Origin of the sequence: Xylella taiwanensis (genome assembly GCF_013177435.1) — a bacterium.
GTDB lineage: Bacteria > Pseudomonadota > Gammaproteobacteria > Xanthomonadales > Xanthomonadaceae > Xylella > Xylella taiwanensis.
On the sequence record NZ_CP053627.1, the window covers coordinates 2,385,937 to 2,400,201 of the forward strand.

The window sequence follows — 14,265 nt, forward strand, 5'->3', positions numbered from 1 at the left end:
ACATGGCTCTGATCAAATTCGAGAACGTTTGTGTCGATTTTCCGATCTATAACGCAAACAGCAGATCACTGAAGAAGCAGCTCATCCAGGTCGTCACCGGCGGTCAGTTACGCAAGGAAGAAAGCGGTCGCGTTGTAGTCAGTGTATTAAAAGGTTTGACGTTCACTTTGCAAGACGGAGCGCGCGTTGGTCTGCTCGGCCACAATGGTGCCGGGAAAAGCACATTGCTGCGCCTGTTAAATGGTGTCTACTTCCCTTCCTCGGGCAAAGCACAGATCGAAGGCACCACGGGGTCACTGATCGACATTTCACTGGGAACGGATCCGGAAGCCACTGGACGAGAGAACATCTACCTACGTGGTGCGCTGCTCGGTATGACCAAGACCGAGATAAACCGCACCGTGAATGAAATCATCGAATTCTCCGAACTTGGCGATTTCATCGACATGCCGTTGCGAACTTATTCGACAGGCATGCACCTGCGGTTAGCATTTTCAGTGTCCACCATCTTGCGCCCAGAGATACTACTGATGGACGAGTGGTTATCGGTTGGCGACGAGGGCTTCAGGCAAAAGGCCGAAAAACGCATGTCCGAACTTGTACAAGCAACCAACATTCTCGTCGTCGCCAGCCACTCCAAACAGCTAATTCTAAATACATGTAATCGGGTGATTTGGCTGGAACATGGCCAGATCCGGATGGATGGCAGCGCGCAAGAGGTGTGTACTGCGTACTTTGGGTGAGAATTCCTGCGTGTCACGCACGTGATCCCCATATGATGGCGCAGCCAATCCGAAGCAAGCATGAACACGGTTTTGAATACGGCGACACCCGCCCCATAGGCTAGGGCTGTAACACTACATGTTCTGAACATGTACGGCTCGATCCGCGATAACTCATTGATTCATCCTCACTCACTGTGATCAATGCCTTCGATGCTCTTGTTCCCATGCACCTCTGTGAGTCGCAGGAGAACTGACACGTATGCCTCTGATCCTCTCTATCAGTGTGTTCAGGCACTTCTGGCACTCATGATCCGTGATAAAATCTTCACTTTTTATCAATCAACGCTCGATCGCGATGAACGTCGCTCAGCAGAAAACCAGCTCCTTAGCCATCGCAAGCCTGATCACCAGTATCCTTAGGCTTAACCCTATTACCAGTCATCGGAAGTCTATGCACGATCATCACCGTCCACATGGCACGCGCCGACATTCAGCGTCAGCCTGAAACATTGAAATGTGATGAGCTGGCAATCGTTGGCTTGGTGCTTGGCTGGTTAGTCGTCATGATGATGGCGCTAATTTTTCTGATACTAATGCTCTTCTGCGGTGGTCTCGCTTGGTTCATCCACCTAAGCTCCTAAATTCATCCATCATTTCCGATCTTCTCAGCAGCCCTTGCACAAGTTAAGCAACTCACTACATCCATTACAATCAGCACTGCTCAGCAGTACTGATCAACTGAGTGAAACGCACAGAACCCCAGACATAGAAAAACTCCACGGACTCACCCCTGCTGTTACCATCCGAGCATCCACATCCATACCACACGCTAAGACAGGCAGCACGGCATCCTTTGTCACAGATAAGCATGCAACTGTCCTATCAGCCTTAAGTACCGGACATGCGCCTTTGCTGGGACGCTAACTTGAGCAATATGTATTCCATTTTCCGTCCCTTCCTATTCGCCTGCGACGCAGAGCGTGCACACGACCTCAGCCTACGCACCCTGGAAATCGCCTACCACAGCGGGGCATTACCTCTGCTGGCACGCCATCCAACACCGTTACCAACCACAGCCTTCGGTCTGAACTTTCGCAACCCTGTCGGCTTAGCCGCTGGCCTGGACAAAAATGGCACTCACATTGACGCTCTGTTCGCATTGGGCTTTGGCTTCATCGAAATCGGCACAACCACCCCACGTCCACAACCAGGGAATCCCAAGCCACGCCTTTTTCGCCTGACTCAACCGCAAGCCGTCATCAACCGAATGGGCTTTAACAACCTGGGCGTAGACACACTGGTACGTAATGTTGAATACGCCAAGCGACGCCACGGCCTGCTCGGAATCAACATCGGCAAGAACAAAGACACTCCTAACGAACAGGCCGGTAATGACTATCGGCATTGTCTGGAACGGGTCTATGCACTCGCAGACTATGTCGCTGTCAACATCTCCTCGCCAAATACCGCTGACCTGCGAGCGCTGCAAGAGGAACAGACATTGCGTCGCTTGATCGGAGAATTGCGTGAGGCACAAGAAGCGCTGGCAGCGCAACACGGCCGCCGTGTACCAATGCTGATCAAGATGGCACCAGATCTAAGCGATAGCGACATTGACGCAGCAGCACGTGTGCTCGGCGATATGCGTGTGGACGGAGTGATCGCCACCAACACCACCGTGACGCGCCCATTGCTAAGACAACATCCGCTAGCAAGCCAAGCGGGTGGTCTGTCCGGTGCACCCCTGCTAGGGCAATCCACTCTAGTGCTACGCCGGCTGCGCACCCGTTTACCTGAAACAATTTCTTTGATCGGCGTGGGCGGCATCTGTTCCGGTGCCGACGCCGTTGCCAAGATGGCCGCCGGTGCTAGCCTGGTACAGTGCTACACCGGTCTGGTATTCCAAGGCCCCAGGTTGGTCGGAGAATGCGTGGAAGCAATCCGCCGCCGGCGCGAAGCCTCTAGCAGCGGCAAGGCAAACACGCTATGAGCATACAGATCAATACTCCTGACTGGATCCTCCATGCCAACGTGCCACTTCGTGACCTGAACACCTTCCATATCCAGGCACAAGCACGCTGGCTACTGGAGATCATTCATCCGACCGCACTGCCGCAAGCACTGACGCACCCCCACATCGCTGGCCTACCGGTATTGGTGCTTGGCAGTGGCAGTAACGTATTGCTCGCGGCCAATCCTGAGAACTGTGTGCTGCACTTCGTCAACCGTGACGTCACGATCCTTGAACATCGAATCAATCACGCACTAGTACGCGCCGGTGCAGGTATGGCTTGGCATGACTTGGTTCTGTGGTCACTGCAACAGGGGCTGTCCGGACTGGAAAACCTGGCACTGATCCCAGGCACCGTCGGAGCCTGCTCAATTCACAACATCGGCGCGTATGGCGTGCAAGTCGACGAGTTCGTGCATGTCGTCGAGGCCTATGATCAGGTCCAAGGCAAGTTCGTGAGACTGCCTGTATCCGAATGTGGATTCGCTTACCGCGACAGTCGATTCAAGCGGGAACCAGATCGCTACCTAATCGTGGCAGTGGAATTCCGTCTCCCGTTGTTGCATGAACTCAAACTCAATTACGCAGGGATCACCGAAGAATTGGAGGCGCTGCAGATCACCTTGCCAGAGCCACGCGATATCGCCCAGGCCGTGATCAATCTCCGGCGCCGCAAACTACCGGATCCGGATGTGCTCAGCAACGCCGGCAGCTTTTTTAAGAATCCACACCTGCCGCATGCACAGGCCGAACAGTTACGCCAACACTACCCAACACTCCCCATCTACCCAGGCGAGACACCAGCATCAAGCAAGCTGTCAGCGGCTTGGCTCATCGAACAGTGTGGATGGAAAGGCGTGCGTGAAGGCGATGCCGGAGTTGCGCCACAGCATGCACTGGTGCTGGTTAACTACGGCGAGGCGACCGGTGCCGAGCTGCTGGCGCTGGCACGGCGCATCGCCGCTTCAGTGCAAGAACGCTTCGGTGTGGCCATCGAACCGGAACCACGCTTGATTGGAGCACACTGGTGAGCCAAGCACAGACGCCGCTACGTGCGGCGATGCTGATGCTTTTCAGCACGCTTTCGTTTGGGATGATGGCGATTACCATCCGTTACGCCTCAGCTCAGATAGCTACGACCGAAATTGCATTCTTCCGCAATGCGTTCGGCCTGCTTGTGCTACTCCCATTGATACTTGGGCCAGGCAAGCGGCTGCCACTTACCGAACATGGGTCACGTTACCTGGTACGCACCGCGATCGGCCTGGTATCGATGCTGTGTAACTTTTGGGCCATCGGCCATTTGCCCCTAGCACAAGCCATCACCCTGTCCTACTCCACCCCACTGTTTGCGACCATTCTGGCCGTCCTGTGGCTGCATGAGGTCGTGCGGCTGCGGCGGTGGCTGGCGGTGGTGGCAGGTTTCGCTGGCATACTGGTGTTGCTACAACCCTGGTCGAGCACGTTCAGTCCAGCCTTGCTGGTAGCACTGGCCGCAGCCTTGATCAATGCAGTAGTTACGATTCAAATCAAGCAACTCTCGCACCTTGATCCACCAGACACGGTGGTGTTCTACACCTACGCGTTCTGGATTCCGTTATCGCTGCTGCCAGCGCTGTGGCAGTGGCACTGGCCGCAAGGACTGGACTGGGTCTGGCTAATCGCCACCGGCACATTTGGCACGATTGGGCAGCTACTGTGGACCCGTGCATTACGCCTGGGAGAAATCTCGGCATTACAGCCAATCGGCTTCATGCAGCTGCCGCTAGTTGCGCTGCTCGGGTGGTGGCTATTCGGGGAACGTTTGGATCGCTACACCGTGTTAGGTGCATCAATCATTATTGCCGCTAACGTCTACATCACACATCGCGAGACAGTGTTGGCACGACGCGCAGCGGCCGCGGCGATGCAAAAAAGCAAGTAGATCGCACTCAAGACCCCAGAGTACAGTTCTGGCGCCAGCGGCACGGCCGGTCATCATCGCGGAACATCAACAAATACAACCCGGCCACCCAAACCAGCGCCAGACTCCAACCGCCAAGAATGTCGGAAGGGTAATGCACGCCAAAATAGATACGCGAGATACTCAGCAGCAGAACGAACATCCCTCCCAATACCATCAACACCCCACGGCAGCGTACATCCCACAACAGTGCAATCAGCACTGCAACCATCGTCATCGAATCCATCGCGTGGGCACTGGGAAAGCTGAAACCATGAACCGGGACAATGACCTCCCACAGATCAGGCCGCTCACGCTGGAAGAAATGCTTGGCACCAATATTCAAGAGCCTCGAACCAACAAGACTCAATCCCGCGAAGCTAGCTGCATGCCAGCGCCGCCGCCCCAGCAAAATCAGCACAATCGACGCATCGGTCAAAACCACTCCATACCGGTAACCCTGCTCAGTCACTGTGACAAAGAAGGTATCCAGATCCAGCGAGGCCAATGCTCGCATCCAATACAACAACGGCATGTCGAAGCAGAAAGACTGGCGTTCGTAAACCCTGACAGCCAAAACGACAAACAGAGCAAGCGGCAGCAACACACCAAAGAACAGCAACTGACTACGCCGGGAATGACCGCGTAGCCAGCGACATAAGCCGACAAGCGCATCAGTAGGGAGAACGGGCATACCGGCGTTCTACATAGTCGTCAACCAAAGCGATGAAGTCCTGGGCAATGTTTTCCCCACGCAAGGTGACCGTCTTCTCACCATCAATGAACACCGGCGCAACCGGCACCTCGCCCGTGCCAGGCAGCGAAATACCAATGTTGGCGTGACGCGACTCACCCGGTCCGTTCACCACGCACCCCATGACCGCCAAGGTCATGGTTTCTGCACCAGGGTGAGTGATCTTCCACACCTGCATCTTGCCGCGCACATGCTCTTGCACAGTTTTGGCCAGTTCCTGAAAGAATTCCGAAGTGGTACGCCCACACCCCGGGCAGGCCGTAACCATCGGAGTAAAGGCACGATGGCCAGTTGTCTGCAATAACTCCTGGGCCACGATGACCTCCTGGGTGCGTGATTGCCCGGGCTCAGGCGTCAACGAAACGCGGATCGTATCCCCGATCCCTTCCTGCAGCAATATTGCCAGCGCCGCTGAGGAAGCAACGATGCCTTTGCTACCGATACCAGCCTCAGTCAGACCCAGATGCAAAGCAAAGTCGCAGCGCACCGCCATGTCACGGTATACCGCAATGAGCTCCTGGACACCGGACACCTTGGCCGAAAGCACGATGCGATCACGCGGCAACCCCAGCTCGACGGCACGCTCTGCAGAGTCCACCGCCGAGCAGATCAGCACCTCACGCAGCACACGAGCAGCATCCCATGGTCGTTTGCGTCGACTGTTCTCATCCATCAATTGCGCCGCCAGTGTCTGATCCAGTGACCCCCAATTGGCACCAATCCTTACGGGTTTGCCGTATCGGATCGCACATTCAATCAATTGGCCAAACTGTAAGTCCCTCTTCTTACCAAAACCGACGTTACCGGGATTGATCCGGTACTTGGCCAGTACCTCGGCACATGCCGATTCAGCAGCCAATAACTGATGACCGTTGTAATGAAAATCACCGATCAACGGCACTTCAATGCCCATCATCGCCAATCGTTCAGCAATACGCGGGATCGCCGCGGCCGACTCGGCATTATTGACGGTCAACCTCACCATCTCAGAACCAGCGCGCCACAATTCAGCGACCTGTTTGGTGCTGGCAACAACGTCGGCCGTATCCGTGTTGGTCATGGACTGCACCACCACCGGCTGCCCCCCTCCAACAGTCACGTTACCAATTCTGACTGCCTGCGTACTGCGACGCGGCCAAGGTGCGGCCGCAACAGAAGCAGTTGAACGAGTCACGGTGTCGTACATACGCGTATTTTAAACCTCGAGCCACTCAAGCAACCCACACCCCCGTCTTGGCGCTGAATCAAAGCCAATAACCGCACACACATCGTAGACACACTTGGCCGCGACCGCCCTATCTCGCACACCACACTCATCTAGCACCCAGACAACCCACATAAATCATATGCTGACCATACAAAGGTTTGTCCACCACCACCCTACAATCAGTAAATATGATGGAGTCACATGCAGACACCTGCCACTTCATTCCTACGTACCCTGTGCACCCTACGCTGGGTCGCCACTGCCGGGCAGGCGGTGACAATCCTGGTGACGACCAAGGCGATGGGCCTGGATCTGCCGCAGGTGCCACTGTGGGCCGGCGTATGTACGCTGACGCTGTTTAACCTATACGCGCAGCGCCACATTTCATACTCCGATACAACTTCACCAACCATCGAATTCAGCCATATCCTGGTCGATGTCGCCGTGCTGACTTGGATGGTCGGCTGGAGTGGCGGCATCGGCAATCCGTTCGGCTCGCTGTTCCTGGTACTGATCGCACTGGCAGCGTTAGCGCTGCCGTTGCGTTGGGCCATGGCAGTAGCGACCGCCTGCATAACCGGCTATTTGGTCAGTGCCGCATTCGGCCTGCCACTGCCACACAACCATTTCGATCCACTCGTCTTGCATATGTGGGGTATGGCAGCGAACTTCCTGCTCTCAACAGTAGTGGTGCTGGTGTTCACGACCCGGCTCGCACGGTCGCTACGCGCCCGTGAACGCGAGATTTCGCTGCTACGTGATCGTTTCACACGCAATGAAGGCATCGTCGCCTTAGCAACGCATGCAGCTTCAGTTGCACACGAGCTCAACACTCCACTCGCCACCATGACGCTGCTCGCCGACGATGTCACCGAGCAGTGCCAGGACCTTGAGTTACGTGAGGACTTGGACACACTACGCGAGCTACTGACGCAATGCCGCAAACGCGTGCTGGCGCTCGCCGCACCGGCCGATAAGCTAAACGTTGATATCTCGATGCAGAACGTGCTGGATCAGTGGCAACTAGTGCGTCCGACGATCCATCTGCAACGCAACGAGGATGCGCCGCTGCAATTAATGCTGGAACCTGGAGTAGGCCACCTGCTCATGGTGCTACTCAATAATGCCGCCGATGCTGGGGAACGCAGCGACAGAAGGCAAGTCGACTTGAATGTCCATATACAGGATGGCCAATTACACGGCGAGGTGCGCGACTACGGCTCTGGTTTCGGCACTACCCAGGCACTCTTGCCAGGAACGCTGTTCAACACGCAAAAAGCCAACAGCATGGGCGTCGGTCTGGCGTTGTCCCATGCTACCGTGGAACGTCTGCAAGGCGAGATTTGGATGCAACCCGCCAACGGCCACGGCACCCGAGTAAGCTTTCGGCTGCCACTGAAGGAAACACCCACGGCATGAATCACACCGTCCCCAAAACCGGCTTGCTGGTCGACGACGACACACTATACCTGCGCACCCTACAGCGCAGTTTGCAGCGCCGTGGCGTAGACACCGTGACCGCGACTGATACAGCAAGCGCGCTGGCCGCTGCACGTAGCGCACTGCCACATTTCACATTGCTCGACCTAAAACTCGGCGATGATTCAGGATTAGTGCTGATCCAACAACTGCGTGCCATCCGCAGCGATATGCGAATCCTGCTGGTCACAGGGTACGCCAGCATCGCCACTGCGGTAGAAGCGATTAAGCGTGGTGCCGACGACTATCTACCCAAACCGGCCAACATCAACACCATCTTGCGTGCAATCAGTGAAACCACGGAAGACCTATTAGCGCCGGCCAAGGACGAATCGGCTTTGAATACGATGACTCCGCTCAGCCGCCTTCAGTGGGAGCATATCCAGCAAGCATTACACGAGACGGACGGCAACATCTCTGCAGCAGCACGCTTACTGGGCATGCACCGGCGCTCGCTGCAACGCAAACTGACCAAGCGCCCCAGCCCTGGGACGCTACAGGATTCAGATCACTGAAACGTGATGGCCAGGAAAGCACAAGGAACGTTCAACACCATTGTGAGAGCGTCGATACTCCATCTTGGGACCGTACTCCATCCACTCCTGTTGAAGAAGCTAGAGCATTGAGCGCCCCACACCAACGACGCTTGCTCAACATATCAATATTGGGCCCGAATCCAACTCCCTATCGAGACCTGAATCGCAGAGATCAACGAACACCAACAGTGGTACGCAGCGCCTGATGGTCCCCTCGCACCAGCAGTGCTTCACACCTTACACACTGAATCCATATGGTCGCTCCCAGATACACAAGGGTCCACGCTTCCAAGATCACCCTGCGCGCGCTGCTCCACATCTTCACTTTCAAGTCAGTGAACTGCTGCACAGCAACACTGTAGCCCTCAGCATCCTACATACCGCAGGCTCGCCAAGGGATAAACATATTACGGATTCACATCAGCGCCTTCAGTGCTAAAACGCTGTCAACAGCAGAATCGTGGCGAACACGGAATTACAAAGCGGCGGCATACCACCGCTCCTCGGAACAAACACCTGACACATAGAGAAATCAAGCCAAACCGGCCTGCTTCATCACTTCAGCAGCATAGTCTTCGACAACCTTCTCAACACCTTCGCCAACCTCCAGACGCTGGAAACCAATCACATCGGCACCTGCCGCCTTCACCACTTGTCCGACACTCTGATCGGCATTGAGCACATACGGCTGGCCATATAAGGTCACCTCGTTGACTATTTTGTTGATCTTTCCACTGATAATTTTCTCCAAGATATCAGCAGGCTTGGATTTGTCTTTCTCAGACATCTTGCTCAGCTCGATCTCCTTTTCCTTTTCTAGAAACTCAGCTGAAACGTCTGCAACTTTGTTATATGGCGGGTTCATCGCTGCCACGTGCATCGCAATGCCACGAGCTAACTCGACATCGCCTCCCTGAACTTCAACCAATACACCGATACGACCACCATGCACATAGGCGGCAACATTATTTGTACTATCGATACGCACCAGACGACGCACCCGCACATTCTCGCCAACTTTAGCAATCACTGCGGCGCGAGCTTCCTCAACAGTCTCTCCAGAGAACAGCTTGACACTTTTTAAGGCTTCGGCATCGGTCACACCAGAAGCTAACGCAGCACCAGCAACAGCATCAGCAAATGCCAGGAAATGACCATCCTTGGCAACAAAATCGGTCTCTGAATTGATCTCGACCAGGACAGCTTTACCGCCATCCTGAACCACCACAATGCGGCCTTCAGCAGCGATACGCCCAGCCTTTTTATCAGCCTTGACCAAACCAGACTTGCGCAGCCATTCGACAGCAGCGTCGATATTGCCTGCATTTTCACTCAGCGCTTTCTTGCACTCCATCATGCCTACGCCGGTACGCTCGCGCAGTTCCTTGACCAGGGATGCAGTGATTTCCATAGGACTACCTCGTATATACAAAGGCTCAGGGCAGGCTATGCCCACCAGGGAGGACAGGCGAGAATTCGCCAGTCCTTATTATGTAGATGAAAATGCTGTGATCATCTCGGAACACGGGCCCACAGAAAATGATAGAGATGCCGAGAGGATCGTCGAGAACCGCGCTTAAGCGGAGCCGCATCGGAATACCGTTTACTCAGTCGCGGCATCCCCAGCCTTCTTGCCCTTCTTCGGCTGAGCATGGCGCCTCTTACCTTCATCGGCAGCAGAGGCGAACTCCTCCTCACGCACCGCAGCAGCGTTTGGCATTGCTGCCTTGCCTTCCAAAACAGCATCAGCAGCAGCACGTGCATACAGCTGCACAGCACGGATAGCATCGTCATTACCAGGAATCGGGTAATCGACAAGTGACGGATCGTAGTTGGTGTCAACCACAGCCACAACTGGAATACCAAGCTTCTTAGCCTCCTTGATCGCAATGTCTTCATGACCAATATCGATCACGAAAATGGCATCCGGAATACGGCTCATATCCTTAATGCCGCCTAGGGAAGCCTGCAATTTATCGCACTCACGACGCAGTCGCAGAACTTCATGTTTGACCAACTTACCGAAAGTACCATCTGTCTCAGCCAGTTCAAGCTCCTTCAGACGGCCGATCGATTGCTTAATAGTGCGGAAATTGGTCAACGTGCCGCCGAGCCAACGCTGGATCATGTACGGCATCCCACAACGCTCGGCTTCTTCTTTGATAGCATCCCGCGCACTGCGCTTAGTACCCAGGAACAGAACGGTGCCACGCTTCTGTGCAACTGCGGAAAGGAAGTTCATCGCATCGTTGAACAGAGGAACGGTTTTTTCGAGATTGATAATGTGAATTTTCCCGCGGGCACCGAAGATGTTAGGTGACATCTTGGGATGACGGTAACGGGTCTGGTGACCAAAATGGACACCAGCTTCCAACATCTGACGCATCGTAACTTGAGGCATGACAGTACTCCTGGATAGTGGAATCTCCGATGTGCAGCCATATACACACGGTTCTGCGGGCTTTTTATTAAATAACCTGCATGATTCCTGGGTTAAACTTCCCTGCCACCTCCGCATCGACCCCCTCATGGGAGCACCCCGACACAGATCAGCGGCGGCAGGTGTAGATTCGCCAGTGACGCCTGGCGTAGACGCTAGTTCTCACAGCAATAAGCACCATCTGTGAAACACAACAGAGTCTAGCCGCTGAACTGCGCATCGCACAAGAGAGACCGACACGAAAAGCACGATTTGACCAGGGTGTGTTAACACTGATGGTGCTGAGGCGATGTCCTTAAGGTAGTGAACGTATGTAAATCACAGCCGCCCAATGCGAACAGGTCGAATACGGTCTGCCGAGGCAACGTGGCAACATCGGTCCGACGAACCTGCCAGCGCTCAACACCATTGCCAATGACCATCGCCCGCCCAAAGCACTTCAGTCACTGGCAGACGATTTACACACGCATGAACCGTTGGGCGAAGTCGGGCATTCTGGATCGAGCTTTCGAGCCACTCCAGCAAGCACAGGTCATGCAGATCAAAATTCAGGCTGTGTCGCTCGACAGCGCCAATGCGAAGGTGCATCCACCAATGCAAGCGACACCGGATCGTATTCGGACCACCGATACCAGTCAGCACTAGCACCACACCCATATGGAAGGACGAGCCCGGCACCTCATTCTCCAACATATCCTGCGGTATCGATTTCTTATCAATCCACTCATCAGGCTATCAACTCAATTCGAGTTAACAAAAAGCTTCCAGAAAAATGCTAGATGGCTCTACTGTGTCGTCCTCTATAGAGATTTGTTATTACATATTATAAAAAAGTATTGACGCCCATACAGAAATTACAGATAATTACCGGCTTATTTACCCATACAAAATACGCGCCCGTAGCTCAGCTGGATCAGAGTACCTGGCTACGAACCAGGCGGTCGGGAGTTCGAATCTCTCCGGGCGCGCCATGTTTTTTAAGAACCCCGTCTACAAGCGGGTTTCTTGCCACCCATCGAAGATACTACAGAATCGCGATCGTCATACTGATGATCTCGGTGTTGGTTTGGTTATGAATGCTGCCAAGTCATAAGTTTGGCGGAATCGAATCCTCTGTCCAGTAAGCACCTTATGGCAGTGCCAATGGATATCAGGTATCTGCCGGCAATATCTTCTTCCCCCCGATGATCGCCCCGAAAGTGCACTGCGACTTCAAGTGCAGCGGCAGTATCCAACGGCACTGGCATCGCGCACACTCAAGCAAAGTGATGACTGCCAGAACGAAGGTATCTACCTGTAAATCACCTGCCCATTGCATCAAATCAATGCATTGAAAATGGGGCGAGGCAACGTTATCCGCGCCCCACAATCTGTTTGTTAAAAACTCCCACACATGCATGCACCCCATACACCCAGCCGCTTACAACGCCTGAGCCACTTGCACGTCTTGTGGCCATTCATGCGGCGCCATCTTGGCTTGTTCTTCGCATGGTTGATTGCATTGGCAGTCTCTTCAACAGCAACACTCATTCTGCCAAGCGCTTTCAAACAGATGATCGACCACGGTTTCTCCAGCGAGGGACAGATCAATCGAACATTCACTCTCCTATTGGTAGTGGCCGTAATCCTGGCAGTGGGCACTGCTGCACGTCTGTTCTTCGTTTCGCTGTTAGGTGAAAAGATCACGATCAACCTGCGCAGCCAGTTGTACGCACATCTCATAGGATTGGACGCTAGCTTTCACGATCGTCACCGCAGCAATGAACTGCTGTCGCGCTTGGCCACCGACAGTGAACTGCTACGCTCAATCATCGGTTCCACAATGTCAGTAGCGGTGCGTAGCACCGTGACAGCAATCGGCAGTCTAATGATGTTATTCATCGCCAGCACACGCCTCGCCAGCCTCTCGCTGGTCGTCATTCCACTCGTGGTACTACCCATTGTCTTAGGCGCACGACGCCTCCAAAAGGCCGCACGCACCAGTCAGGACCGCATTGCCGACACCAATACCTTTGCCGCAGAAACACTGAGTGCTGTACGCACAGTGCAAGCCTATGCACGTGAAAACTACGAGCGCACACGCTTCAATCGCACCCTGGAAACGAGTTTGCGTACCGCGCGACAACGCATTTATACCCAGACCTGGGTAACTGGTGCAGCCATCGTGCTGGTATTCAGTGCAATCGTTGGGGTGTTATGGGTGGGCGCACACGATGTCATCGCTGGCCGGATGAGCGCGGGTACACTCGGTCAGTTTGTCCTATACGCACTGATCGGCGGTGGTTCCATCGGTGCACTCGCTGAAGTTTGGAACGAGCTACAGCGCGCCACTGGTGGTATGGGCCGGATTTTCGAATTACTCAAAGAGCAAAGCACGCTCACCGTACCAGCCAAGCCAGTACCGCTACCACATCCATTGCATGGGGACATCCGGTTTGAACGTGTCAGTTTCCACTATCCACAACGACCGGAAACACCAGCACTTGATGGAATCGATCTGCATGTGCGTCCTGGTGAGACCATCGCTCTTGTCGGCCCATCCGGTGCGGGCAAAAGTACCCTGCTGTCGCTGTTACTACGCTTCTATGATCCTTCCTATGGACGCATATTGATTGATGGTGTGGACCTGCGCCAAACCGATCCGATGGCATTACGGGAACACATTGCGCTGGTACAGCAACAACCGACGTTGTTCACCACGAACGCCATCGAAAATATCCGTTATGGACGACTGGACGCCACAGTCACCGAAATCGAGACCGCCGCACGTTCGTCCGAGGCCGATCGCTTCATCAGCGCCCTACCACAGGGCTATGCTACCGAACTGGGCGAACACGGTATGTCCCTGTCCGGCGGCCAGCAGCAACGTATCGCAATCGCCCGCGCATTGCTCAAGGACGCCCCAATCCTGCTACTGGATGAAGCCACCAACGCACTTGATGCACAAAGCGAGCAGGCAGTGCAACAAGCATTGGAACGACTGATGGCCGGGCGCACTACATTGATAATCGCACACCGCTTGGCCACCATCCTTCAAGCTGACCGAATCGTCGTGATCGATCAGGGCAGGATCGTAGCGCAGGGGACGCACAACGAACTCATCGCCGCTGGAGGCCTATACGCGAAGCTGGCGCGTCTGCAATTCATCGAATAAACAGGTCACCGCAACGC

12 protein-coding genes, 1 tRNA gene and 1 pseudogene are annotated in these 14,265 nt (G+C 54.6%); 10 read left to right on the plus strand and 4 right to left on the minus strand.

Going from position 1 to position 14,265, the window contains the following annotated elements:
* Positions 1-2: 2 nt before the first annotated feature.
* The 5 genes from PLS229_RS10080 to PLS229_RS10100 all read left to right on the plus strand — a co-directional run bounded on the left by PLS229_RS10080 (position 3) and on the right by PLS229_RS10100 (position 4,660).
* Positions 3-743, plus strand: a complete 741-nt coding sequence (locus PLS229_RS10080; RefSeq protein WP_038271683.1) for an ABC transporter ATP-binding protein — start codon at positions 3-5, stop codon at positions 741-743.
* A gap of 455 nt (positions 744-1,198) precedes the next feature.
* A complete protein-coding gene (locus PLS229_RS12810) occupies positions 1,199-1,366 on the plus strand; it encodes a hypothetical protein (protein WP_425511070.1) in 168 nt (55 codons plus the stop codon).
* 293 nt (positions 1,367-1,659) lie between these two features.
* Entirely contained in the window at positions 1,660-2,715 is a 1,056-nt protein-coding gene (locus PLS229_RS10090) for a quinone-dependent dihydroorotate dehydrogenase (protein WP_038271686.1), read from the plus strand.
* On the plus strand, positions 2,712-3,767 hold the full coding sequence (gene murB, locus PLS229_RS10095; RefSeq protein ID WP_038271688.1) for a UDP-N-acetylmuramate dehydrogenase: 1,056 nt from the start codon (positions 2,712-2,714) through the stop codon (positions 3,765-3,767). The genes PLS229_RS10090 and murB overlap by 4 nt, the downstream gene beginning before the upstream one ends.
* The gene (locus tag PLS229_RS10100) at positions 3,761-4,660 is read left to right on the plus strand and encodes a DMT family transporter (RefSeq protein WP_038271689.1); all 900 of its coding nucleotides are present in this window, start codon (positions 3,761-3,763) and stop codon (positions 4,658-4,660) included. The genes murB and PLS229_RS10100 overlap by 7 nt, the downstream gene beginning before the upstream one ends.
* 7 nt (positions 4,661-4,667) lie before the next feature.
* On the opposite strand, the gene PLS229_RS10105 is transcribed toward PLS229_RS10100, so the two are convergent.
* Together PLS229_RS10105 and ispG are read right to left on the minus strand one after the other, a co-directional pair.
* Positions 4,668-5,372 carry a phosphatase PAP2 family protein gene (locus PLS229_RS10105; protein ID WP_038271691.1) on the minus strand — a complete coding sequence of 235 codons (705 nt, stop codon included), beginning with the start codon at positions 5,370-5,372 and terminating at the stop codon, positions 4,668-4,670.
* Entirely contained in the window at positions 5,353-6,618 is a 1,266-nt protein-coding gene (ispG, locus tag PLS229_RS10110; RefSeq protein ID WP_038271693.1) for a flavodoxin-dependent (E)-4-hydroxy-3-methylbut-2-enyl-diphosphate synthase, read from the minus strand. The genes PLS229_RS10105 and ispG overlap by 20 nt, the downstream gene beginning before the upstream one ends.
* A 222-nt stretch (positions 6,619-6,840) precedes the next feature.
* Between ispG and PLS229_RS10115 the strand changes: the two genes are divergently transcribed.
* Together PLS229_RS10115 and PLS229_RS10120 are read left to right on the plus strand one after the other, a co-directional pair.
* Positions 6,841-8,058: an ATP-binding protein gene (locus tag PLS229_RS10115; protein ID WP_038271694.1), complete on the plus strand. Its 1,218-nt coding sequence runs from the start codon at positions 6,841-6,843 to the stop codon at positions 8,056-8,058.
* Positions 8,055-8,633 (plus strand): response regulator transcription factor, encoded by a 579-nt coding sequence (locus tag PLS229_RS10120; RefSeq protein WP_038271696.1) that lies wholly within the window; start codon positions 8,055-8,057, stop codon positions 8,631-8,633. The genes PLS229_RS10115 and PLS229_RS10120 overlap by 4 nt, the downstream gene beginning before the upstream one ends.
* A gap of 553 nt (positions 8,634-9,186) precedes the next feature.
* Here the strand turns inward: PLS229_RS10120 and tsf are convergent.
* Both tsf and rpsB read right to left on the minus strand, forming a co-directional pair.
* On the minus strand, positions 9,187-10,065 hold the full coding sequence (tsf, locus tag PLS229_RS10125) for a translation elongation factor Ts (protein ID WP_038271698.1): 879 nt from the start codon (positions 10,063-10,065) through the stop codon (positions 9,187-9,189).
* Between the two features lie 192 nt (positions 10,066-10,257).
* Positions 10,258-11,055: a 30S ribosomal protein S2 gene (gene rpsB / locus PLS229_RS10130; RefSeq protein WP_038271700.1), complete on the minus strand. Its 798-nt coding sequence runs from the start codon at positions 11,053-11,055 to the stop codon at positions 10,258-10,260.
* Between the two features lie 483 nt (positions 11,056-11,538).
* Between rpsB and PLS229_RS10135 the strand changes: the two are divergent.
* From PLS229_RS10135 to PLS229_RS10145, 3 genes and pseudogenes are all read left to right on the plus strand, one after another.
* Positions 11,539-11,685 (plus strand): annotated as a pseudogene (locus PLS229_RS10135) (IS5-like element ISCARN85 family transposase); the annotation flags it as partial.
* Between the two features lie 302 nt (positions 11,686-11,987).
* Positions 11,988-12,065: transfer RNA gene (locus PLS229_RS10140), tRNA-Arg, on the plus strand.
* A gap of 422 nt (positions 12,066-12,487) precedes the next feature.
* A complete protein-coding gene (locus PLS229_RS10145) occupies positions 12,488-14,248 on the plus strand; it encodes an ABC transporter ATP-binding protein/permease (protein ID WP_038271705.1) in 1,761 nt (586 codons plus the stop codon).
* The last annotated feature ends 17 nt before the right edge of the window (positions 14,249-14,265 follow it).

Excerpts from the sequence above, each read along its gene's own strand:
- PLS229_RS10080 (WP_038271683.1), top strand. The coding sequence starts at position 3 with ATGGCTCTGATCAAATTCGAGAACGTTTGTGTCGATTTTCCGATCTAT.
- PLS229_RS12810 (WP_425511070.1), top strand. The coding sequence starts at position 1,199 with ATGGCACGCGCCGACATTCAGCGTCAGCCTGAAACATTGAAATGTGAT.
- PLS229_RS10090 (WP_038271686.1), top strand. The coding sequence starts at position 1,660 with ATGTATTCCATTTTCCGTCCCTTCCTATTCGCCTGCGACGCAGAGCGT.
- murB (WP_038271688.1), top strand. The coding sequence starts at position 2,712 with ATGAGCATACAGATCAATACTCCTGACTGGATCCTCCATGCCAACGTG.
- PLS229_RS10105 (WP_038271691.1), bottom strand. The coding sequence starts at position 5,372 with ATGCCCGTTCTCCCTACTGATGCGCTTGTCGGCTTATGTCGCTGGCTA.
- ispG (WP_038271693.1), bottom strand. The coding sequence starts at position 6,618 with ATGTACGACACCGTGACTCGTTCAACTGCTTCTGTTGCGGCCGCACCT.
- PLS229_RS10115 (WP_038271694.1), top strand. The coding sequence starts at position 6,841 with ATGCAGACACCTGCCACTTCATTCCTACGTACCCTGTGCACCCTACGC.
- PLS229_RS10120 (WP_038271696.1), top strand. The coding sequence starts at position 8,055 with ATGAATCACACCGTCCCCAAAACCGGCTTGCTGGTCGACGACGACACA.
- tsf (WP_038271698.1), bottom strand. The coding sequence starts at position 10,065 with ATGGAAATCACTGCATCCCTGGTCAAGGAACTGCGCGAGCGTACCGGC.
- rpsB (WP_038271700.1), bottom strand. The coding sequence starts at position 11,055 with ATGCCTCAAGTTACGATGCGTCAGATGTTGGAAGCTGGTGTCCATTTT.
- PLS229_RS10145 (WP_038271705.1), top strand. The coding sequence starts at position 12,488 with ATGCATGCACCCCATACACCCAGCCGCTTACAACGCCTGAGCCACTTG.